Raw genomic sequence first — 22,243 nt, 5'->3', positions numbered from 1 at the left:
GTCGCAGCGGCGGTGACGTCCCGGGCTCCGGCCCGGGGCGTCACCGCCGCTCGCCGGCCGCGCCCCCGGGCGCGGCCCTGATCCCAGGAGAGAAGCATGTTCCCTCGCAGCAGGAGCAGGACCCGGTCCGCCGTGCTCGTCGGGGTGCTGGCACCGACCCTCGCGCTGGGCGCGACCGTCGGAACGCTCGCCCCGGCGGCCGCCGCCGACCCGTACACCGTCACGTCCGCCGAGAACCCGATCCTCGCCGACGGCAGCTACTACTCGGCCGACCCGGCCCCCCTGGTGGTCCCCGCGGGCGCCCCGGGGAACGACACCGCGCAGGACCAGCTCTTCGTCTACACGGGCCACGACGAGGCTGGCCCGACGCAGAACGACTTCATCATGAACGAGTGGGGGGCGTTCCGGACGACGGACGTCGACGCCGGGGAGTGGACCCACCACCCGTCCCTCATGCGCCCGGAGGAGGTCTTCGACTGGGCGACGCCGGGCCGCGCCTACGCCGGCCAGGTCGTCCAGGGCGTCGACCAGCGCTACTACTGGTACGTCCCCGTGGCCGAGCGGGACACCACCGCGTCCGACGCCTTCGGCATCGGCGTGGCCGTGTCCGACTCGCCGACCGGGCCGTGGACCGACCACGTCGGCGGCCCCCTCATCTCCCAGCGCGCGCCGGAACCGAACACGATCCACAACATCGACCCGACCGTCCTCGTCGACGGCGAGGGCACCGACGCCCGCGTCTACGTCTGGTGGGGCAGCTTCGGCACGCTGCGCATGCTCGAGCTCGAGCAGGACATGCGCACGCCCGTCGGTGACATCCAGGCGGTCTCGGGGCTCGAGGGCTTCTTCGAGGCGGCGTGGGCCTTCGAGCGCGAGGGCACCTACTACCTGGCGTACGCCGGGAACAACGCCGGGCCGACGTCGTCGTGCACCCCCGCGACCTACCACGCGTGCATCGCCTACGCGACGGCCTCCTCGCCCCAGGGTCCGTGGACCTCCCGCGGCAGGATCCTGGCGCCGGTGTCGTCGACGACGAGCCACCCCGGCATCCTGGAGTTCGACGGTGAGTGGTGGATCGCCTACCACACGGCCGACGCCGAGGGCGGCAACCACTTCCGCCGCTCGGTGGCGATCGACCGCGTCGAGTGGGACGACACCCAGTCGCCGCCCCGGATGGAGCCGGTCGTCACGACGCCTGCGGCGGAGCGCGACACGACTCCACGGGCGAACGTCGCGCACGAGGCCACGGTCCGCGTCTCCAACGAGCCCGTCCCGACGCAGTACTGGACGAAGGCGCTCAACGACGAGCTCGTGCGGCCGAACCCCCTGCCCCCGGACATGTGGGGGACGTACACCGGGGACAACCCGCCGCAGCAGTGGGTGCAGTACACCTGGGACCAGCCGATGCGGCTGGCCGGGTCCCGGATCGACTTCTGGAACGACCAGCCCCGGGGCACCGGCATCGGCGTGGCGGCACCCGACGCGTGGCACATCGAGTACTGGGACGCCGACGCCGGCGGCTGGGCCGAGGTCCCGGACGCCGACGGCTACGGCACCGGGACCGACGGGTTCCAGGACACGACCTTCGACCCCGTGACGACCACGCAGGTACGGGCGGTCCTGGACGCCTCGACCGACGGCAGCACGTACTCCGCGGTCGCGGTCGAGGAGTGGGAGGTGCACGCCGAGCAGCCCGTGTCGGTCGGCACGCCCGACCTGACCGTCGAGGTCGGCGAGACCGCCCTGCCGGGGACGGTCCCGCTCACCTTCGCCGACGGGGAGACGCTCGACCTCCCCGCCTGGTGGGACGACGTGACGGCCGAGGACGTCGCCGCCCCCGGCACGTTCGCCGTCGAGGGGTCGGTGCTCGGGTACGCCGGAGGCCGGGTCGGCGCGGACGTGACCGTGATCCCGGCCGAGGCACCGGCGGACGACGACACCGCCCCCGACGTCGCGCTCACCCCGCTCGGCAGCGCCGGCGCCGAGGGCTGGTTCCGCTCCGACGTGCGCGTACGCGTCGACGGCACCGACGACTCCGGCGGGCGCGTGGTGCTGACCACGGCGGTCGACGACGCCGAGCCCGTGGTCACGAACCACGTCCGGTCCACCGAGGTCGACGTCAGCGGCGAGGGCGCCCACCGCGTCGTCGCCACCGCGACCGACCGCGCGGGCAACGTCTCGGCCGAGCAGTCGCTCGACGTCCAGATCGACAGCGTCTCCCCGGAGGCCTCCGGCGAGCTGGACGCCGCGGCACGGACCGTCACGGTCACGGCGAGCGACGAGACCTCGGGCGTGGCGCGCGTGGAGTTCGCCGTCGGCACGGGCGAGTGGCAGGTCTACGACGGTCCGGTCGCCGCCCCCGACACGGGGCAGCACCGGGTGTCGTTCCGGGCCGTCGACACCGCCGGGAACGTCGGGACCCCGCGGTCCGTGACGATCCCCGCCGACGTCTCCGGGCCGCTCAGCGGCAACGTCGGGCCGATCGCGACGGTGTCGGCGTCGTACACGGCGGGCTGGAACAGCGTCGACGCCCTCCACGACGACGCCGACCCGTCGAACCCGAGCCAGGCGCAGCTCTGGGGCACCTGGTCGGGCGACCGCCCGTCGTCGCAGTGGGTGCAGTACGAGTGGTCACGTCCGATCCGGCTCACCGGCACGGAGCTGAAGTTCTGGCAGGACTCCCCCGCCGGCACCGGTGACGGCGTCGCCGCGCCGGACTCCTGGTCGATGGAGTACTGGGACGACGCGGCCGAGGGGTGGGCGCCCGTGACCGGCGCGGACCCCTACGACGTGAGCACGACGGAGTTCACCACCGTGGGCTTCGACCCGGTGACGACGTCCCGGCTGCGGGCCACGTTCCAGGCGAACGGCGACGGCAGCACGTACTCGGCCGTCGCCGTCACCGAGTGGCGCGTCCTCGCCGACGACCCGGGTGTCGACGGGTCGGAGCCCGACCTCGACGTCACGGCGACGGTGAGCACCCGCTGCCTCGGCGGCCGGGCCTACCTCGCGGTGCGGGCGCTGAACGAGGACGCCGTCCCGGCGGACCTCACCCTCACGACGCCGTTCGGCACCCGGACGGTCGAGGACGTGGCCCCGGGCGAGAACGCCTACCAGGCGTTCCCCACGCGGTCCGTCTCCGCCGCGGCGGGGTCCGTGACCGTGTCCGCGACGGGCGTCGTCGACGGCGAGGAGGTGAGCTCCGAGCAGACGGTCGAGCACGACGCGATCGACTGCTCCTGACGAGGGCAGACCGTCCCGGGGTCGCCGGGGGAGGACGACGTCGTCCTCCCCCGGCGACCCCGGGCACGACACCACGGCTCGACGACGAGTACACGAGGAGTCCACCCACCATGCCTGACCCGACCTACTCACGGCGGTCCGTCCTGCGCCTCGGCGCGATGGCCGCCGGCGCCACGGCCGGTGCCGTCGCGCTCGCCGGCAGCGGGACCGCCGTCGCGACCGCGCCGCCCGTCCGCACCTTCGCCCCGGCGGCACCTCCGGTGAGCCGCGGCTTCCTGCGGTCCCTGGACCGCACCGTCACCTTCGACGGCTGGACGGCCCGGCCGTTCGCGATGGCCGACGTCGACCTCGCCCCCAGCATCGCCACCCGGTCCCAGGACCAGATGCTGCACCTGGCGCGCGTGTACCCCGTCGACCGGGTGCTCGCCGTCTTCCGCCGCAACGCGGGCCTCGACGACCGCGGGGCGGCCCCGCCCGGCGGGTGGGAGGGCTTCGGGCACCCGAACGAGGACGCCTGGGGCCCGGACGACTACCCCGGCCGGGAGAACACCCAGACCGCGAACCTGCTGCGCGGCCACTACGGCGGGCACTTCCTGTCGATGGTGGCCCTGGCCTGGGCGAGCACCGGCGAGCAGGTCTTCGCGGACAAGGTCGACGCGATCGTCACCGGCCTCGGCGAGGTCCAGGCGGCGCTGGCGGAGACCGGCCGGTACTCCCACCCCGGGTTCCTCGCCGCGTACGGCGAGTGGCAGTTCAGCCGGCTCGAGGAGTACGCGCCCTACGGCGAGATCTGGGCGCCCTACTACACCTGCCACAAGATCCTCGCGGGGTTGCTGGAGGCGTACTCCCTCACCGGCAACGACCAGGCCCTCGAGATCGCCGCCTCGATGGCGCACTGGGTCCACGGCCGACTGTCGGTGCTCCCGCGCGCGCAGCTCGACCGGATGTGGGGTCTCTACATCGCCGGCGAGTACGGCGGCATGAACGAGTCCCTGGCCGACCTGGCCGCGATCACCGGCGACGACACGCACCTCGAGTCCGCGCGGTGCTTCGACCTGACGCGGCTCGTCGACGCCTGCGCCGGCGGCGACGACGTCCTCGACGGGCTGCACGCCAACCAGCACATCCCGCAGTTCCCCGGCTACCTCAAGCTCCACGACCTCACGGGCGAGCAGCGCTACCTCGACGCGGTCGAGGGTTTCTGGGACATGGTCGTCCCGGGCCGGACCTACGCCCACGGCGGCGACGGGGAGAGCGAGCACTGGGGCCCGCCGGACACGGTCGCCGGAGACATCGGTCCCCGCAACGCCGAGACCTGCGCCACCTACAACATGCTCAAATTGTCGCGGCTGCTGTTCTTCCACACCCTCGACCCGCGGTACATGGAGTACTACGAGCGCGGCGTCCTCAACCAGATCGTGGGGTCGAAGAAGAACGTGCAGTCCGACACCTCGCCGGAGGTGACCTACATGTACCCCGTCGACCCCGGGACGTGGCGCGAGTACGGCAACACCGGGAGCTGCTGCGGCGGGACGGGCCTCGAGAACCACGTGAAGTACCGCGACTCGGTGTACTTCCGCACCGCCTCCGGCGACGCCGTCTACGTCAACCTCTACCTCGCGTCCACGCTCGAGTGGCCGGAGCGCGGCGTCACGGTCGTCCAGGAGACGGCCTACCCGCTCGAGGGCTCCAGCCGCCTCACCGTGCAGGGCAGCGGACCGCTCGACCTGCGGCTCCGGGTCCCCGGCTGGGTGCGCCGGGGCTTCACCGTCGCGGTCAACGGCGTCGACCAGCAGGTGGACGCGACGCCCGGGACGTACGTCAGCGTGTCCCGGGACTGGTCGCCGGGCGACGTCGTGGACGTCACGATGCCGCTGAGCATCCGTGCGGTGCCCACGATCGACAACCCGGCGATCCAGAGCATCGAGAACGGCCCCACCGTGCTGGTGGCACGCAGCGCGTCGCGCGAGTTCCTCCGGCTCTCCCTCTACCCGCACATGGCCCTGGACGGGACGCTCGACGGCGCCTTCACCGACCTGGGCGACGGGTACCGCCGGCTCGGGGACCTCACCTTCGAGCCGGCGTGGTCCGGCGACGACACCCAGTACCACCTGTACGTCGAGCGGTCCGAGCCGCGCGTCGTGTTCGCGGGCCGCGACAGCCGGGTGGCGAACCCGGTCCGCGCCGACGGCACGTCGTTCCTCGACGCGGTCTGGGCCGACGGCGGGTTCGCCGACCGCGCCGCGTTCCTGCGCACGGTGCAGAGCACCGTCGAGCAGTTCTCCGCCGACGGGCTCCTCAGCCGTCGCGACGGGCAACGGATCCTGGTCACGGCGGGGAAGGCGAGGTTCGCATGAGCACGCACAGCGACGACACGGTCCTCGTCCCGCTCGGCGCCCGGGAGCGCCACGTCCCCGACGGCTCGCGGCAGCGGCGGATCCTCGCCGGCGCCACCGCCCTGGCCCTCGCGGTCGCGGGCGCGGGCGCGGCCCTGTGGACGGCCGGGACGGGCGGCGGCACGGCCCCCGCCGTGGCGGCGGCCGCGGAGGACGACCCCGCGAACGTGGCGCTGGTCGGCACGCCGGAGGCCAGCTACACGGCACCGTGGCACCGCCTCGACGCCGTCCACGACGGCGAGGTGGCGCCGACCGGCACCTGGGAGCAGGCCTGGTCGACGTGGAGCGGGGAACGCCCCGCCTCCCACTGGCTGGAGTACTCGTGGCCGGTGCCGGTGACGGTCGACCGGTCGGTGATGTCCTTCTGGACGGACGGGACCGGCGCGAACGGCGACAACGTCCGGGTGCCGTCGTCGTGGTCGATCCAGTACTGGGACGCCGACGCCGAGCAGTTCGTCGACGTCCCGAGCCCCAGCGGGTTCGGTCTCGAGCGCACCACCCCGAACGAGACGACCTTCGACCCGGTCACCACGACCCGCGTCCGGGCGGACCTCGACGCCCTGCAGGGCACCGACGTCGACTCCTACTCGGCCGTGGGCGTCACCGAGTGGGAGCTCTGGGGCACTGGTGGCGTGGAAGAGCCCGACCCGGTCGACCCGAACGGGCCGATCGACCACGAGCCGGTGCACGTGCCCACCGACGTGGGCGTGCTGCCCGAGCTGCCCGCCGACCTCGACGCGGTCTACACCGACGGCCGGGTCGAGACCGTCGAGGTGAGCTGGGAGGAGGTCACGGCCGAGGACGTGGCCGAGCCCGGGTCGTTCGCCGTCGCGGGCACCTCGCCCGAGCTCGTCGCCCCGGTCGAGGGCACGGTCCACGTGCGCGACGGCGAGCCCGGCGACGTCGTCGCCGTCGACTACGTCAGCGTCGTCACGCTCGCGGGCACCGCACCGGTCCTGCCCGGCACCGTGGTCGCCGAGTACGCGGACGGGACGCGGGACAGCAGCGTCCCGGTGACGTGGGACGCCGTCGACCCGGCCGACCACGCGGAGGCCGGGACCCTGTTCTTCGTCACCGGCGACGTCACCGGGACGGACGTCGCCGCCGAGGCCACCGTGTTCGTGGTGGCCCCGGACGACGGCGAGGACGCCGTCGCCCCGACGGTGACCGTGTCCGCCGAGCCGGGCCCGGCGACGTCGGGCTGGTTCCTGAGCAGCCCGACGGTCACCGTCACGGCCACCGACGACCGCGATCCCTCCCCCGCGGTCGAGGTCGCGGTCGACGGCGGGGACTGGACCCCCGACGACGGGCCGTTCGTGCTCGAGGACGACGGCGAGCACACCGTGGCCGTCCGCGCCACGGACGCCGCGGGCAACGTGGGCGAGGGGTCGCGCACCCTCCGGGTCGACACCACCGCCCCGGCGACCACGGCGACGGTGCGCGATCTCGGCACGAGCGTCGAGGTCACCCTCGCCGCGACGGACGCCGGGTCCGGTGTGGACCGGATCCAGTGGGAGGGTCCCGGCACGTTCTGGGGCACCTACACCGAACCGTTCACCCGGGCGCTGACCGACACCGAGCAGGTCCTCGAGTTCGCGGCGACCGACGTCGCGGGCAACGTCGAGGAGCGGGGTCGGGTCGTGCTCCCGGCGCTCGACGCCGGGGACCGTCCGGCCGTCGAGGCGACGGTGCAGCAGCGCTGCCTGGGCGGCCGCGGCTACGTGGCGGTGCGGGCGCAGCACGCCGAGGAGGTCCCGGTCTCGCTCACCGTGGACACCCCCTACGGGTCCCGGACGGTCGAGGACGTCGAGCCGGGCGGGAGCGTCTACCGGGCCTTCCCGGCACGCACCGGGTCCGTCCCGGCCGGCGAGGCGACCGTGACGGGCACCGCCACGATCGACGGCGAGGAGGTGTCCGCCACCGAGCGCGTCGGCTACGACGCGTTCGACTGCGGCTGATCGGCGGCCGGTGATCGGCGGCGGCCGGCCGGGGGTGCGCGCGAGGCTCCCGGCCGGCCGTCACCGGCGACGTACCGGGGTCGTCGGTGACGGACCGGGTCAGTCGAGCGGGTCGCGCACGATCGGGCACGTCATGCAGTGCCCGCCGCCGCGCCCGCGCCCGAGCTCGGCACCGACGATCTCGATCACCTCGACCCCGGCGTTCCGCAGGGCGGCGTTCGTCTGGGTGTTGCGGTCGTAGGTGAACACCACGCCCGGCTCGACGGCGACGGCGTTGTTGCCGGAGTCCCACTGCTGACGCTCGGAGGCGTACACGTCGCCGGCGGTCTCCACGACCCGCAGGCGAGGCAGGCCCATCGCCTCCGCGACGATGTCGACGAAGGACTTGCCCCGGGCGTCGACCACCTCGACACCGGGCGACTTGTCGCTCGGGTAGAGCACGTAGGGGTGAATGCCGTCGACGATCCGCGGGTGGACGGTCACCAGGTCGCGGTCGGCGAAGGTGAACACGGTGTCCAGGTGCATCGCCGCCCGCAGCCGCGGCATGCCGGCCACCACCACCTGCTGCGCCGCCCCGGCCTCGAACAGCGCCTTGGCGAGCTGGCTGATGGCCTGGCGCGAGGTGCGCTCGCTCATCCCCACGAGCACGACGCCGCCGCCGACCGGCATGACGTCGCCGCCCTCCAGGGAGGCCTGGGCCCAGTCGACCTCGGGGTCGCCCCACCACACCGTCGCGTCGCGGTAGTCGGGGTGGAAGGCGTAGACCGCCTTCATCAGCAGCGTCTCCTCCTTGCGCGCCGGCCAGTACAGCGGGTTGAGCGTGAGGCCCCCGTAGATCCAGCACGTGGTGTCCCGGGTGTAGAGCGTGTTGGGCAGCGGCGGGAGCAGGTACTCGCGGGCGTCCGGCGACTCGTGGGCCAGGGACACGTAGCCGGTGCGGTAGTCGTCGGGCAGGTCGGCGGTGGACAGCCCACCGACGAGGTACCGGGACAGCTCTGCCGGCGCCAGCCCGTCCAGGTAGGCCCGCGCGGGTTCCACGAGCCCCAGGCCGACCCGGTTCGGGACCACCTTGCGGTCCAGCAGCCACGAGCGGGCCTGCGGGTCCGCCATCGTCTGCGCGAGCAGGTCGTGCAGCTCGACGACCTCCACCCCGCGGACGGTCAGCTCGTCGACGAAGTCGGCGTGGTCGCGCTGGGCGGCCTCCACCCACATGACGTCGTCGAACAGCAGGTCGTCGGAGTTGCTGGGCGTCAGCCGCTCGTGCGCCAGGCCCGGCCGGCAGACCAGGACCTTGCGGAGCCGACCCACCTCCGAGTGCACGCCGAGGGTCGGGGTCGTGTCCGTCACCGTCGTTCTCCTCTCCTCACAGGGTGATCCAGCCCGTCGCCAGCCCGACGATCCCGAGGACCGCCCCGGCCGCGACGACCACGAACAGCACGAGCTCGGCCGGGGAGAACACGCCGCGGCCCTGCTCCCGCCGGGTCATCGCGAACAGCAGCGTCGCGGGCGCGTAGAAGACCAGGGACAGCAGCAGCAGGTCGAGCCCCGCCGCGAACACGAGGAACGCGGTGTACGCGGTCGCGAGCACGGCGACGACGAGGTCGCGGCGCAACGTGCCGGGCCGGGCGTCGTCGTACGTCTCCCGGGTGGCGCGGAGCTTGAGCGCGTACGCGGCGGCGAGCAGGAAGGGGATGAGCGACATCGCGGCCGTCAGGTCGAGGGCGAAGTCGAAGGCGTCGCTGCTGAACAGGGTGACCACCAGCACGACCTGCGACAGGGCGGTGGTGAGCACCAGGGCGTTGACCGGGACGTCACGGGACGAGGCGCGGGACAGGAACCGCGGCATGTCCCGGTCCTTCGCGGCGACGAACAGCACCTCGGCCGCCATGAGGGTCCAGGCCAGGTACGCACCCAGCACGGAGACGATCAGGCCGATGCTGACGAAGACGGTCCCCCAGTCCCCGACCGCGGCCCGCAGCACCCCGGCCATCGAGGGCTGGCGCAGCGCGGCGATCTCCTCGGCGGGCAGGACGCCGTAGGACACCATCGTCACCGACGCGAACACCGCCAGGACGCTGGTGAACCCCAGGATCGTGGCCCGCCCGACGTCCTCGCGGCGCCGGGCGTGCCGGGAGTACACGCTCGCCCCCTCGACGCCGAGGAACACGAAGACGGTGACGAGCATCGTGGCGCGCACCTGGTCGAACAGCGAGCCGTAGGACTCCCCGGCCCAGTTGCTCGCGAAGGCCGCCGGGTCGAACACGAGCAGGGCCAGCAGCACGAAGACGAGGATCGGCACGAGCTTGGCGACCGTGACGACACGGTTGATCGCCGTCGCCTCGCTGATCCCGCGGCGCACCAGCAGGAAGAACAGCCACAGGCCCACCGAGGAGATCGCCACGGCGAGCACCGTGTCCCCCTCGCCCAGGGCCGGGATCCACGCGCCGAGGGTGGACATGATGAGCACCCAGTAGGTCACGTTGCCCACGCAGGTGCTGGCCCAGTAGCCCGCCGCGGAGAAGAACCCCGTGTACTCGCCGAACCCGGCCTTGGCGTAGGCGAACACCCCGGCGTCGAGGTCCGGCTTGCGCACCGCGAGCCGCTGGAAGACCAGCGCCAGGGTGAGCATGCCCGCCCCGGCCACGGCCCAGGCGATCAGCGCGCCGGCGACCCCGGTCTCCTGAGCGAACCGGCTCGGCAGGGAGAACACCCCGGCCCCGACCATCGAGCCCACGACCATGGCGGTCAGCGTCCCGACGCCGACCTTCGTTCCCGTGCTGGTGCGTTCCGCCATCGCCCGTCCGTCGTCAGGGTGCCGGTGGGGCCGTCTCCGTCATCGTGGCAGCGCCGCCCCGGTCCTGCACCAGGGAGGTGTGGACCACGGGGACCGCCCGCGTCAGCCGGGACGCTCGACCTCCAGCAGCGCGAGGGCACCGTCGAGGGCGGCGACGGCCCCGGCCGGGTCGACCCGCACGGTCGCGTAGGCGCTGACGACCAGCGCGGTGCACAGGTCCGCGAGCCGGTCGCGCTCGAGGGCGTCGAGCTCGCCGTACCGCGCCCCGACCCCGCGGCCGAGCGCGTGCCGCAGCTCGGCCCGGTAGTCGGCGACGACGCGGCGCACGCCCTCGTCCCGCGAGAGCGGCGAGCCCGCGGTGTTGACGAGCAGGCATCCGCTGTCGGCCTGGATCTCTCCCGTGCGCGCGAGCGCCTCGCGGAGCTCAGCGAGGTACGCGACGACGGCGTCCGGGGCGACCGGGTCGGCGAGCAGGGGGCGCAGCCGCGGCCGCACGACGGCGTCGAGGTAGGTCTGCACGGCTGCGTCGAACAGTCCGCGCTTGGACCCGAAGGCGTGGTAGAGGCTCGAGCGGTTCAGCCCGGTCGCCTCCTCCAGCGCCGGGACCGACGTCGCCTCGTACCCCGTGCGCCAGAACACGCCGAGGGCCGCCCGCACCACGCGGTCGGTCTCGAAGGTCTGCGCCCTGCCCATCTCTTGCTCCCGAGTTTGCTGCAACGACCGTTCCAGAATACGTTGTGGACCGAACGTTGCAGAACCGCCGACGCACCGCGAGCCGAGGAGCACCTGATGATCGTCGCCGGACTCGTGCTGGCCGCCCTGGCTGCCGTGCTGCACGTGTACATCTTCTGGCTCGAGTCGTTCGCCTGGACGACGCGCGCCCGGGCGGTGTTCGGCACGACGGCGGAGCAGGCGGCGGCGACCCGCGAGCTCGCGTTCAACCAGGGTTTCTACAACCTGTTCCTCGCGATCATCGCCGTCGCCGGCATCGTCCTGACGCTGCTGACCGGGCCGTTCGACAGCCCGCGGCCGGGCATCGCCGGCGCCTCGCTGATCCTGGCAGGCACGGGCGCGATGCTGGCCGCCGCTCTCGTGCTGCTCGTCTCGTCACCACGCCAGTGGCGTGCCGCCGTCGTGCAGGGCGCGCTGCCGCTGCTCGCCGTCGTCACCACGACAACCACCCTCGTCCCCTGAACCCGGGAGAAGCACCCATGACCGAGGCCACCTCCACCCAGGTCCAGCTCGCCGCCCGCCCGACCGGCTGGCCGACCGCCGACACCTTCCGCACCGTCCAGGTCACCTACGGCGACCTGGAACCCGGCCAGGTGCGGGTCGTCAACGAGTTCGTCTCCGTCGACCCCTACATGCGCGGCCGGATGAACGACGTCAAGAGCTACGTCCCGCCGTTCGCCCTCGACGAGACCATGACCGGCGCGGCCGTCGGCCGCGTCGTCGAGTCGCGGTCGGACGACGTCGAGGTCGGCGCTCTCGTCCAGCACCAGTACGGCTGGCGCGACGTCGTCCAGGAGGACGCCCGCGGCTTCCAGGTGCTGCCGGAGATCCCGGGCGCGCCGTCGTCGCTGTACCTCGGCATCCTCGGGATGACAGGGCTGACGGCCTACGTGGGCCTGACGGCGATCGCCGACCTGCGTGAGGGTGACACCGTGTTCGTCTCCGGTGCGGCCGGCGCCGTCGGGACCGCCGTGGGGCAGATCGCCCGCCTGCTCGGCGCCTCGCGGGTGATCGGCTCGGCAGGGTCGCCGGAGAAGGTGGAGCTGCTCACCGGCCGGTACGGCTACGACGCCGCGTTCAACTACAAGGACGCCTCCGTGCGCGAGCAGCTGCGGGACGTCACGCCGGACGGCGTCGACCTGTTCTTCGACAACGTCGGCGGCGACCATCTCGAGGCGGCGCTGGACCGGATGAACACCGGTGGGCGCGTCGCGCTGTGCGGCGCCATCTCCCAGTACAACGACACCGAGCGTTCCCCCGGGCCGGACAACCTCGCGAACGCGACCACGCGCAGCCTGACCCTGCGCGGCTTCACCCTGGGCGGCTACCTCGACCACGCGCCGCGGTTCCGCGAGCTCATGACCGGCTGGTTCTCGGACGGCCGGATCGCCTACGACGAGACCGTCGTCGACGGCATCGAGAACGCACCCCAGGCGTTCCTGGACATGATGCGCGGCGGCAACATCGGCAAGATGGTCGTGCGCACCGGCGCCTGAGGACCAGCGGGGCTGCGGCCGGCGCGCGGGCTCAGGCCCGCACGCCGGCCGCGGCTCACGGCTTGGCGGCCTCGTGCGGCTCGCCCGCCGACCGTCGCCCGGCGTCGCGGGCCACCACGAACCCGGCAACGACCGACAGCAGCGCCGTCGGCAGGACGAGCAGACCGAGGACGTTGTCGCCGCCGGGCGCGGCGGACTGCGTGAAGATCGAGAAGTCCCACAGCCCGTGCAGCGCCATGGCCCACGCCAGCCGCCCGAGGACCCGGCGCAGCACGTAGAAGGCGCTCCCCTGCATCCCGGCGACCACGACCTGCTGCAGGGTGCTGCCGACCTCGGCCCCGAAGACGATGTTGAGTCCGTGCATGGCGCCGAAGAGCACGCAGGTCGTCGCCCAGACGGCGATCTCGCGCATCGTGCCTCGCAGGCCGACCAGCAGCGTGCCGCGCGTGGTGAGCTCCTCCGCGAACCCCACGGTCACTCCGAGCACGACGGCGGACAGGACGAACCCGATCTCGAGCGCGCCCCAGTCGGTGACGACGAGGTTGCCGAGCGCGACGGCCAGGTAGATCGCGGGTGCGACGAGGGTCCACCGCTTGCGACTGCGCACGGTCTCCACCGTGGCCGCACGCCACCACCCGAACCAGACGGTCAGCGCGGTGACGGCGAGAGCCCCGACGCCCAGCGACAGGATGCCGAAGCGCCAGATGTTCTGGCTGGAGGCGGCGAGGTCGTCGTAGTCGACCCCGCTGGTGCTCTGCACCAGCACGATCAGCGCGAGGTACAGCAGGAACACCCCCAGGCCGGCCAACGCCGTGGGGCGGACGCGCATCCCGGTGGTGGTGTCGGTGGTCATCCGATGCTCCGTTCAGAGGGCGACGAGGGATGCGCCGGCGCCCACGATCCCGACGCCGAACAGGGTCCAGTCGTTGAGGACGTGCGCCCCGGCGCAGACCCAGAGGTTCTTGGTGAGCAGGTACGGGACCGTCAGGACGAGTCGCGCGGTCCCGATCACCACGAAGCACTGCACGACGTTCCAGTCGTACGTCGGCAGGTGCACCGCACCGAACAGCAGCGCCGTGCCGATCCACGCGGTCACGATCGTGGCGCGGCGTGACCAGCCCAGCCGCGTCACCCCGAGGTAGAGCAGCGCCAGGAAAGGCAGGATCGTCAGCAGCTCCTCACCGACGAGCTGCGGGACCATCGAGGCGAACCGCAGCACGCGCTCCCCCGCGCTCATCTCCAGGATCTCCGCGCCCGCCGCGTTGGTCGCCGTGCCCGTCGTCGCCCGGACGATGCCACCGACGATCAGCGTGACGACGACGTTCAGCGCGGCGAAGCCGACCATGATCCCCACGTCCTTCCACCCGACACGGTGGAAGAGTGCCGTCCAGGACCGCCCGGCCACCACGGCGAGCGCGGCCAGGGGGACGACCATGAACAGCAGCGCCCGGACCCACTCGCCGACGAGCGGCGAGCCCGGCACGGGCAGCAGGACCAGCAGGAGGAAGGCGACCGCGACGGCGGCCAGGACGATCGCCCACGCCGGGCCCCGCAGCAGCACCGGGTCACCGGCGTAGAAGGGGAAGTCCCGCGTGGGCGGCGTCTGCGCCGTGCGGGACTCGGTCGGTTCGGTCGTGGCCATGAGATCCTCGTCTCGTCAGGTGCCTGTCCGACGGGAGTCTGTCTACCGAACCTTCACAGTTCGCGCGACCGGGCCGTCCGTGTTCACCCTCGGGCGGCGCGCGGACGGGCATGCTGGGCACATGTCCCGTGACGACCCGCGTCCGCCCCGCCGCCTCCTCGTCGGGACGGTCGGGCTGATCGTCCTGAGCTGGACGGTCGGTGCCGCCGTCGTACGCGTGGGTCTGGACCTGACCGACCGCCGTCCGTACTCACCCCTCTCGGAGTGGCTGTATCTGCTCGTCGCGGTGTGCGCGCTGACGGTGGCCGTCGGCGGAACCGTCCTGGCGGTCCGCCGTCACCGGCGGTCCGCGAGTCCTCCCAGCGGCCCCCCGCGAGGCTGACCGACCCTGCGCAGGCGCCACCGGCGCAGCCGTCCGCGGCGAGGGCTGACGAGGAGCACGACGGCGAACACGGCGCCCTGGACGAGCACGACCATCCCGCCCGAGGCGGCGTCCAGCCAGTACGATAGGTAGATCCCCACGATCGAGGACAGCGCCGAGATCGTCGGCGCCAGCACCAGCATCCGGCCGAACCGCTGGGTGAGCAGCGAGGCCGTCGCGCCGGGGATGATGAGCATCGCCACGACGAGGATCACGCCGACCACCTGCAACGTCACCACGGCGGTCAGGGCGAGCACGCCCAGGAGCAGCGCGGACAGCCGCCGGGTGGACAACCCGATCGCATGGGCGTGGGTGGGGTCGAAGGCGAAGAGCACCAGGTCCCGCCGCTTGACCAGCAGCACCGCGGAGCCGACGACGGCGAGCACGGCCACCTGCAGCAGCTCGGACGACGAGATCCCCAGGACGTTGCCGAAGATGATGTGGCTGAGGTCGGTCTGGCTGGGCGTCACCGAGACCAGGACCAGCCCGAGGGCGAAGAGGGTCGTGAACACGATGCCGATGGCCGCGTCCTCCTTCACCCGGCCGGTGTCCCGGACCGCCCCGATGAGCACCACCGCCAGACCGCCGAACACGAGCGCCCCGAGGGCGAACGGGGCGCCGAGGATGTAGGCGAGGACGACGCCGGGCAGCACCGCGTGGGAGACCGCGTCGCCCATGAGGGACCAGCCGACGAGCACCAGCCAGCAGGACAGCAGCGCGGCGACGACCGCGGCGATCGTCGTGGTGACGAAGGCCCGGGCCATGAAGTCGTACGTCCAGGGTTCGACGAGCAGGTCGACGAGGGTCATGCGGCCTCACCGCCGCGGGCGTCCGAGACGTCGAGCCCGAAGGTGCGCGCCAGGTTGTCCGGCTCCAGCGCCTCGGCGACGGACCCGTGGAACAGCACCCGGCGCAGCAGCAGGACCGCCTCGTCGGCGAGCTGCGGCAGGGCGTGCAGGTCGTGGGAGGAGACGAGCACGGTGCGGCCGTCGGCGGCCAGCTCGCGCAGCAGCCGCACGATGGTGGCCTCCGAGCGCTTGTCGACCCCGGCGAACGGCTCGTCGAGCAGCATCGTGCGCGCGTCCTGGGCGATGCCGCGGGCGACGAACGCCCGCTTGCGCTGGCCCCCCGAGAGCTGTCCGATCTGGCGGTCGGCCAGGTCCGTGAGCTCCACCCGCTCCAGCGCGGCCTCGACCGCCTCGTGATCGGCCGGTCGCGGTCGGCGCGTGATCCCGAGGTGGCCGTACCGGCCCATCATCACCACGTCCCGCACCGAGACGGGAAAGGCCCAGTCGACGGCCTCCGTCTGGGGCACGTAGCCCACCGCACCCCGGCGACGGGCACGCGCCGGGGTGCCGCCGTCGACCCGCACCGTGCCGGCGGTGAGGTCGACCATGCCGAGCAGCGCCTTGAACAGCGTGGACTTGCCCGAGCCGTTCATCCCGATCAGCCCGCACACGGTGCCGCGGCCCAGGCGCAGCGTGACGCCGTCCAGGGCGAGCACGTCGCCGTACCGGACGGTGACGCCGTCGGCCTCGAGGGCGGGCGCGCCGCCGGGGCCGCTCACGAGTCCGCCCCGGCTGCGGCGGTGGCGCCCGTGAGCCCTTCGACGATGACGTCGGCGTCGTGCCGGATCAGCTCGAGGTAGGTCGGCACGGGACCGTCGGGCTCGGACAGGGAGTCGACGTACAGCGTGCCGCCGAACGCCGCGCCCGTGGCCTCGACGACCTGCTGCATGGCGGCGTCGGAGACCGTGGACTCGCAGAACACGGCCGGCACGTCCTGTGCCTCGACGACCTCGATGACCCCGGCCACCTGCTGCGGGGTGGCCTGCTGCTCGGCGTTGACGGCCCACAGGTAGTGCTCGCTCAGCCCGGCGTCGCGCGCGAGGTAGGAGAACGCGCCCTCGCAGGTCACGAGCGCACGTTGCTCGGCCGGCAGGGTCTCGACCTCGGCGACGAGGTCGTCCTGCACCTGCTGCAGCTCGGCGTCGTAGGCCGCGGCGTTCGCGGCGAAGTCGTCGGCGTGCTCCGGGGCGAGGTCGGAGAACGCGGTGACCATGTTCTCGACGTAGGTCTGGACGTTCAGCGGGCTCATCCACGCGTGCGGGTTGGGCGTGCCGCCGTAGGCGCCGTCCGCGATGTCGAGCACCTCGACCCCCTCGGAGACGACGACGTGAGGAGCGTCGGCGTCGGCCACGAACTGGGCGAACCACGCCTCGAGGTTGAGCCCGTTGTCGAGGATCAGGTCGGCGTCGGAGGCACGCCGGATGTCGCCGGGGGTCGGCTCGTACCCGTGGATCTCGCTGCCGATCTTGGTGATCGACTCGACCCGCAGGTGGTCGCCGCCGACGTTCTCGGCGATGTCGGCCAGCACCGTGAAGGTGGTCAGCACGACGGGGCGGTCGTCGTCGGCGGCGTCCTGGCCTGACGCCGTGGTGCACGCGGTGAGCAGGGCGGCGGCAGCCGCGATCGACACCATCGATCCGGTTCTCCGCGTCAGGGGTTTCGCCATACCGAAAACTGTAGTTCAGACACCGCCGAGTACTCCAGCCCGCACGACGGACGGGGCGCCACCGACGCCCGTGGACGCCGGCGACACCCCGTCCCGGTACGGCGCTCCGTCAGCGGCGGGCGGATCCCGCCACGATCGAGACGCCGATCGCCGCGAGCCCGATCTGGAAGGCCAGCTCGATCCAGTCGATGCCGCCGGTGTCGGCCACCCCCACGAGGCTCGCCAGCCAGGTACCGACCAGGGCCGCCACGATCCCGACGAGGATCGTGGCGATGATCGAGATGTTCTGCTTGCCCCGCAGCACGAGACGTCCCAGCGCCCCGATGACGGCGCCGACGACGATGGCGGTGATGATCCCGGTCACGGTCATGCGGTGGTCTCCTGAACGGTCGACGGTCGGTCGGTCACCCGCAACCTAGGACATCGACCGGGCGAGCGCGCGACGGGGCGCCGCGCTCCCCCGGCCGTGCGCACGCCCCCACGCCTTGGCCCCCTCGACCAGCAGGAAGACGACACCGGAGAGCGCGGCCGCCGACGCCCACTCGGACGGCCCCAGCGGCGCCGAGCCGAACCAGGTGTGCATGAACGGGGCGTAGACGAACCCCGCCTGCAGCACGAGCAGCACCGTCACGGAGATCCACACCGCCGGGTTCCCGCGCAGGACGTCGAACGTCAGCGAGCTGCGGTCCAGCAGACGGCAGTTGAACAGGTAGGCGAGCTGCCCCAGGGCGAGCATCGTGACCGCCGTCGTCTGCGCCTCCGCCACGGGGACGCCGGCGGCCCGCGCGCGGTAGAAGACGAACAGGGTCGCCCCGCCGATGAGCAGCGAGACGAGCACGATGCGGCGCATCAGGACCCCGTCCAGGATCGGGGCGTCCGCCGGCCGGGGCGGGCGCGCCATGATGTCCTGCTCGGCGGGCTCGTAGGCCAGGGCCAGGGTGAGGGTGATCGCGGTGATCAGGTTGATCCACAGCACCTGGACCGGCTCGAGGGGCAGCGCGAGCCCGAACAGCACCGCGACGAGCATCACCAATGACTCGGCCCCGTTGGTCGGCAGCAGGAAGAGCACGGACTTGCGGATGTTGTCGTAGATCCGCCGCCCCTCCTCGACAGCGCGCTCGATGGTGGCGAAGTTGTCGTCGGCGAGCACGACGTCGGCGGCCTCCTTGGTGGCCTCCGTGCCCTTGATGCCCATGGCCACGCCGACGTCGGCCTGGGTCAGCGCCGGCGCGTCGTTGACGCCGTCGCCGGTCATCGCCACGACCTCGCCGTGCGACTGCAGCGCCTGGACGATGCGGATCTTGTGCTCGGGACTGGTGCGTGCGTAGACGTGGACGTCCTGGACGACGGCGCTCAGCTCGTCGGCGCTCATCGCCTCCAGCTCCGCCCCGGTCAGCACGGTGTCGGACAGCACCGTGTCGGACCGCACGGGACCGCCGTGGATGCCCATCTCCCGGGCGACCGCGAGCGCGGTGCCCGCGTGGTCACCGGTGATCATCGTGACCTGGACCCCGGCGTCCCGGCACCGGGCGATCGCGTCGACGGCCTCGGGTCGGGGCGGGTCGACGATCCCCACCAGGCCGCACAGCTCCAGGCCGCCGTCGACGTCGGGCACGTCGACCTCCGCGGCCCCCTCCGGGGCGTCGGACCGGGCCGCGGCCAGCACCCGCAGCCCCTGTGCGCCGAGCTCCTCGATCTGGGCGTCCCAGAACGCGCGGTCGAGCGGGGCCGGTGCGCCGTCGGCGCCGACCTGGGTCGCGCAGCGGTCGAGCACGTGGTCCGGGGCGCCCTTGAGGTGCACGTGCAGCCCGCCCGCCGGGTCCTCGTCGAGCGTGACCATGAACTTGGTGTCGGACTCGAAGGGCACGAGGTCCACGCGCCGCCAGCCCGCGTGGTCGACGCCGGTCTTGTGACCGAGCGTGCGCAGGGCGCCCTCGGTGGGCTCGCCCACGAGCGCCCAGCCGTCGTCGGTCGCGCCGTCGCGCACGATGCGGGCGTCGTTGCACAGCATCATGACCTCGGCCACGGCCACGAGGTCCGGGTCCGCGGCCGGGTCGGCGGGGCGGCCGCCGTGGTCGGGCGAGAGCTCGACGATCCCGTGCGGCGCGTACCCGGCGCCGGAGACGAGGAACGACCGGGCCGCGGTCCGCACCGTCCGGGCCGTCATCTCGTTCCTGGTCAGCGTGCCCGTCTTGTCCGAGCAGATCGTCGTCACCGAACCGAGGGTCTCGACGGCGGGCAGCTTCCGGGTGATCGCCCGGCGCCGCGCCATCTGCTGCACGCCGAGCGCCAGCGTGATCGTCACCAGGGCCGGCAGGCCTTCCGGGATGGCGGCCACCGCGAAGCCGATGGACGCCGAGACCAGCTCGTCGACGCCGAACCCGTGCACGAACCACCCGACGGCCACCATGAGGACCGCCATCGCGACGATGACCACCGCCAGGATGCGGCCGAACCGGTCGAGGCGGCGGGTCAACGGCGTCTCGAGGCTCTGGACGTCGGCGATGAGGGTCTGGATGCGCCCGAGCTCGGTCGACCGCCCGGTGGCGGTGACGACCCCCACGCCCTGCCCCGCGGCGACCAGGGTGCCGGAGAACAGCATGCTCGTCCGGTCCCCGACCCCGGCGTCGGCCGCGACGGCGTCCACCCGTTTGGTGGCGGGCACCGACTCGCCGGTCAGCGCGGACTCGTCGACGCGCAGGTTGGTCGCGCGCAGCAGGCGGACGTCGGCCGGGACACGGTCGCCCGAGCTCACCCGCAGCAGGTCGCCGGGGACGACGCCGTCGGCCGGGATCTCGGTCCAGGCGTCGTCGCGCCGCACCTGGGCCGAGGCCGACAGCATCCGGCGGATCCCCTCCAGGGCCTTCTCCGCCCGCCCCTCCTGGACGAACCCGACCCCTGCGTTGATCACCGCCACCGCGAGGATGACGGTCACGTCGACCCAGTCGCCCAGGAACGCCTTGAGCAGCGCCGCCACGAGCAGGATCTCGATGAGGATGTCGTCGAAGTGGACCAGGACCCGCTTCCACAGGGGGTCGCGCCGCACGGTCGCGAGGCGGTTCGGCCCGACGGCGGCGACCCGCTCGGCGACCTCGTCGGTCCGCAGGCCCGCCGCCCCCGTGCCCAGGGCGCTCAGCACCGCCTGCGGTGGCGACGCCCAGGGCGACTCGGGCGGTGACGTGGCCGCGGCAGCGGATCCCATGACTCCATCTCACCGCCGTCGGCCCGCGCACGCGCGACGTGCCGTCGTGACGAGGGCCACGCCGACGTCATCTTGTCCTGATACCCCAAGGGGTATATTCTCGCAGCCATGAAGATCGTCATCGTGGGTGGAGTCGCCGGCGGCATGAGTGCCGCCGCCCGGGCTCGGCGGCTCGACGAGAGCGCCGAGATCGTCGTGCTGGACCGCGGCGAGCACGTGTCGTGGGCCAGCTGCGGCCTGCCGTACCACGTCGGAGGCGAGATCCCCGAGGCCGACGACCTCCTCGTCCAGACGCCGGACAAGCTCCGCGCCGCGCTGAACCTCGACGTGCGCACCCGGCACGACGTCGTCGGCCTCGACACCGCGGCCCGCCGGCTCACCGTGCTCACCGACGACGGCACCGACACCGTCGACTACGACGCGCTGATCCTCTCCCCCGGCGCTCGGGCGGTCCGCCCGCCGCTGGACGGGCTCGACTCCTCGCGCGTGCACACCCTGCGCTCCATCGACGACGCCACCGCGCTGCGCGAGCAGCTCGACCGCGGCGCCGGGCGCGCCGTCGTCCTCGGTGCCGGGTTCATCGGCCTCGAGGCCGCCGAGACCCTCGCCGCACGCGGGCTGGACGTGACCGTCGTCGAGCTCTCCTCCCACGTGCTGCCCCCGCTGGAGCACGAGGTCGCGTGGCGCGTCACGGCCGAGCTCGAGCGCATCGGCGTCACCGTGCGCACCGGCCTGGCCGCGACCGCCGTCGAGCAGGGCGCCGACCACGACACCGTCGTGCTCGCCGACGGCACGCGCCTGCCGGCCGACGTCGTCGTGCTGTCCGTCGGCGTGCGCCCCGACACGGCCGTCTTCGAGCAGGCCGGCATCGCCACCGACCGTGGCGCCCTCGTCATCGACGAGCACGGCCGCACCAACGTCGACGGCGTCTGGGCCGTCGGTGACGCCGTCACGAGCACCGACGCCGTCACCGGGCTGCGCCGCCCCGTCGCGCTGGCCGGCCCGGCGAACCGTGCCGGCCGGCTCGTGGCGGACGACATCCTGCGCCCCGGCAGCGCCCGGCCGCTGCCCCCCACGCTGTCCACCGCCGTCGTGCGCGTCGGGGAGCTGACCGCAGCCGCCACCGGCGCCGACCGCGCCGCCCTGCGCGCCACCGACGTCTACTTCCACACGCTGCACCTGCACCCCAGCCACCACGTCGGCTGGTTCCCCGGGGCGGAGCAGATCCACATGATGATCCACTTCCGCGCCGGCGACGGGGTCCTGCTCGGCGCCCAGGCCGTCGGCCGCGCCGGTGTGGACAAGCGGATCGACGTGCTGGCCACCGCGATCCGCGGCGGCATGACCGTGGCCGACCTCGTCGACCTCGACCTGGCCTACGCCCCGCCCTACGGTGCGGCCAAGGACCCGGTGAACCTCGCCGGCATGGCCGCGAGCAACGTGCTCGACGGCACCCTGCACATTTGGCACGTCGACCAGCTCGAGGAGGTCCGGCGCGACGCCCTCGTGCTGGACGTCCGCAGCACCGCCGAGTTCGCCTCGGGCCACATCCCCGGCTCGCTCAACATCCCCCACACCGAGCTGCGCGAGCGGCTCGGCGAGGTCACCGCCGCGGCGAAGGGCCACCCGGTCCGCGTGCTGTGCGCCTCCGGCGTCCGCTCGAACATCGCCCACCGCGTGCTCGCCCAGGCCGGGTTCGACTCGGCCTCGCTGTCCGGCGGCATGCTCACGCTGCGCGCGGCCCTCGGCCAGGCGGCCGACGACCTGCTCATCAGCACCGCACCCGCCGAGACCGCCGAGGCCGCCGAGCCCCGCACGGTGCGCTGACCCACCCCTTCCCGAGAG

Annotated in this window: 16 protein-coding genes; 6 read left to right on the top strand and 10 right to left on the bottom strand. The window is 73.2% G+C overall.

Annotated features, from left to right (window positions below):
* Positions 1 to 96: 96 nt before the first annotated feature.
* The 3 genes from V5O49_RS09740 to V5O49_RS09730 all read left to right on the top strand — a co-directional run bounded on the left by V5O49_RS09740 (position 97) and on the right by V5O49_RS09730 (position 7,597).
* On the top strand, positions 97 to 3,243 hold the full coding sequence (locus V5O49_RS09740; RefSeq protein ID WP_332902053.1) for a family 43 glycosylhydrolase: 3,147 nt from the start codon (positions 97 to 99) through the stop codon (positions 3,241 to 3,243).
* A gap of 110 nt (positions 3,244 to 3,353) precedes the next feature.
* On the top strand, positions 3,354 to 5,600 hold the full coding sequence (locus V5O49_RS09735) for a glycoside hydrolase family 127 protein (protein ID WP_332902052.1): 2,247 nt from the start codon (positions 3,354 to 3,356) through the stop codon (positions 5,598 to 5,600).
* Positions 5,597 to 7,597, top strand: a complete 2,001-nt coding sequence (locus tag V5O49_RS09730; protein ID WP_332902051.1) for an OmpL47-type beta-barrel domain-containing protein — start codon at positions 5,597 to 5,599, stop codon at positions 7,595 to 7,597. Before V5O49_RS09735 ends, V5O49_RS09730 begins: the two co-directional genes overlap by 4 nt.
* A 99-nt stretch (positions 7,598 to 7,696) precedes the next feature.
* Here the strand turns inward: V5O49_RS09730 and V5O49_RS09725 are convergent, their stop codons facing one another.
* The 3 genes from V5O49_RS09725 to V5O49_RS09715 all read right to left on the bottom strand — a co-directional run bounded on the left by V5O49_RS09725 (position 7,697) and on the right by V5O49_RS09715 (position 11,084).
* Entirely contained in the window at positions 7,697 to 8,944 is a 1,248-nt protein-coding gene (locus V5O49_RS09725; RefSeq protein ID WP_332902050.1) for an arginine deiminase, read from the bottom strand.
* A gap of 16 nt (positions 8,945 to 8,960) precedes the next feature.
* Entirely contained in the window at positions 8,961 to 10,391 is a 1,431-nt protein-coding gene (locus V5O49_RS09720) for a basic amino acid/polyamine antiporter (protein WP_332902049.1), read from the bottom strand.
* Between the two features lie 102 nt (positions 10,392 to 10,493).
* Positions 10,494 to 11,084: a TetR/AcrR family transcriptional regulator gene (locus V5O49_RS09715; protein ID WP_332902048.1), complete on the bottom strand. Its 591-nt coding sequence runs from the start codon at positions 11,082 to 11,084 to the stop codon at positions 10,494 to 10,496.
* 96 nt (positions 11,085 to 11,180) lie between these two features.
* Here V5O49_RS09715 and V5O49_RS09710 point away from each other — a divergent pair, with 96 nt between their 5' ends.
* A complete protein-coding gene (locus tag V5O49_RS09710) occupies positions 11,181 to 11,585 on the top strand; it encodes a DUF1304 domain-containing protein (RefSeq protein WP_332902047.1) in 405 nt (134 codons plus the stop codon).
* 17 nt (positions 11,586 to 11,602) lie between these two features.
* The gene (locus V5O49_RS09705) at positions 11,603 to 12,619 is read left to right on the top strand and encodes an NADP-dependent oxidoreductase (RefSeq protein ID WP_332902046.1); all 1,017 of its coding nucleotides are present in this window, start codon (positions 11,603 to 11,605) and stop codon (positions 12,617 to 12,619) included.
* Between the two features lie 55 nt (positions 12,620 to 12,674).
* On the opposite strand, the gene V5O49_RS09700 is transcribed toward V5O49_RS09705, so the two are convergent.
* From V5O49_RS09700 to V5O49_RS09670, 7 genes are all read right to left on the bottom strand, one after another.
* On the bottom strand, positions 12,675 to 13,472 hold the full coding sequence (locus V5O49_RS09700) for a CPBP family intramembrane glutamic endopeptidase (RefSeq protein WP_332902045.1): 798 nt from the start codon (positions 13,470 to 13,472) through the stop codon (positions 12,675 to 12,677).
* Between the two features lie 12 nt (positions 13,473 to 13,484).
* Entirely contained in the window at positions 13,485 to 14,261 is a 777-nt protein-coding gene (locus V5O49_RS09695) for a CPBP family intramembrane glutamic endopeptidase (protein WP_332902044.1), read from the bottom strand.
* 336 nt (positions 14,262 to 14,597) lie between these two features.
* Entirely contained in the window at positions 14,598 to 15,491 is an 894-nt protein-coding gene (locus V5O49_RS09690; protein ID WP_332902043.1) for a metal ABC transporter permease, read from the bottom strand.
* Positions 15,488 to 16,249 carry a metal ABC transporter ATP-binding protein gene (locus tag V5O49_RS09685; RefSeq protein ID WP_332902042.1) on the bottom strand — a complete coding sequence of 254 codons (762 nt, stop codon included), beginning with the start codon at positions 16,247 to 16,249 and terminating at the stop codon, positions 15,488 to 15,490. Before V5O49_RS09685 ends, V5O49_RS09690 begins: the two co-directional genes overlap by 4 nt.
* On the bottom strand, positions 16,246 to 17,196 hold the full coding sequence (locus V5O49_RS09680; protein WP_332902041.1) for a metal ABC transporter substrate-binding protein: 951 nt from the start codon (positions 17,194 to 17,196) through the stop codon (positions 16,246 to 16,248). The genes V5O49_RS09685 and V5O49_RS09680 overlap by 4 nt, the downstream gene beginning before the upstream one ends.
* A 109-nt stretch (positions 17,197 to 17,305) precedes the next feature.
* On the bottom strand, positions 17,306 to 17,566 hold the full coding sequence (locus V5O49_RS09675; RefSeq protein WP_332902040.1) for a GlsB/YeaQ/YmgE family stress response membrane protein: 261 nt from the start codon (positions 17,564 to 17,566) through the stop codon (positions 17,306 to 17,308).
* 45 nt (positions 17,567 to 17,611) lie between these two features.
* Entirely contained in the window at positions 17,612 to 20,398 is a 2,787-nt protein-coding gene (locus tag V5O49_RS09670) for a cation-translocating P-type ATPase (protein ID WP_332902039.1), read from the bottom strand.
* Positions 20,399 to 20,506: 108 nt separating this feature from the next.
* On the opposite strand from V5O49_RS09670, the gene V5O49_RS09665 reads away from it, so the two are divergent.
* Complete coding sequence (locus V5O49_RS09665; RefSeq protein WP_332902038.1) at positions 20,507 to 22,225, top strand: FAD-dependent oxidoreductase; 1,719 nt, start codon at positions 20,507 to 20,509, stop codon at positions 22,223 to 22,225.
* Positions 22,226 to 22,243: the final 18 nt, after the last annotated feature.

The sequence above is a fragment of the Isoptericola haloaureus genome (genome assembly GCF_036689775.1).
Classification (GTDB): Bacteria; Actinomycetota; Actinomycetes; order Actinomycetales; family Cellulomonadaceae; genus Isoptericola; species Isoptericola haloaureus.
Note: the sequence above shows the minus strand (reverse complement) of the source record. Positions and strands in the feature narration are given on the sequence as shown.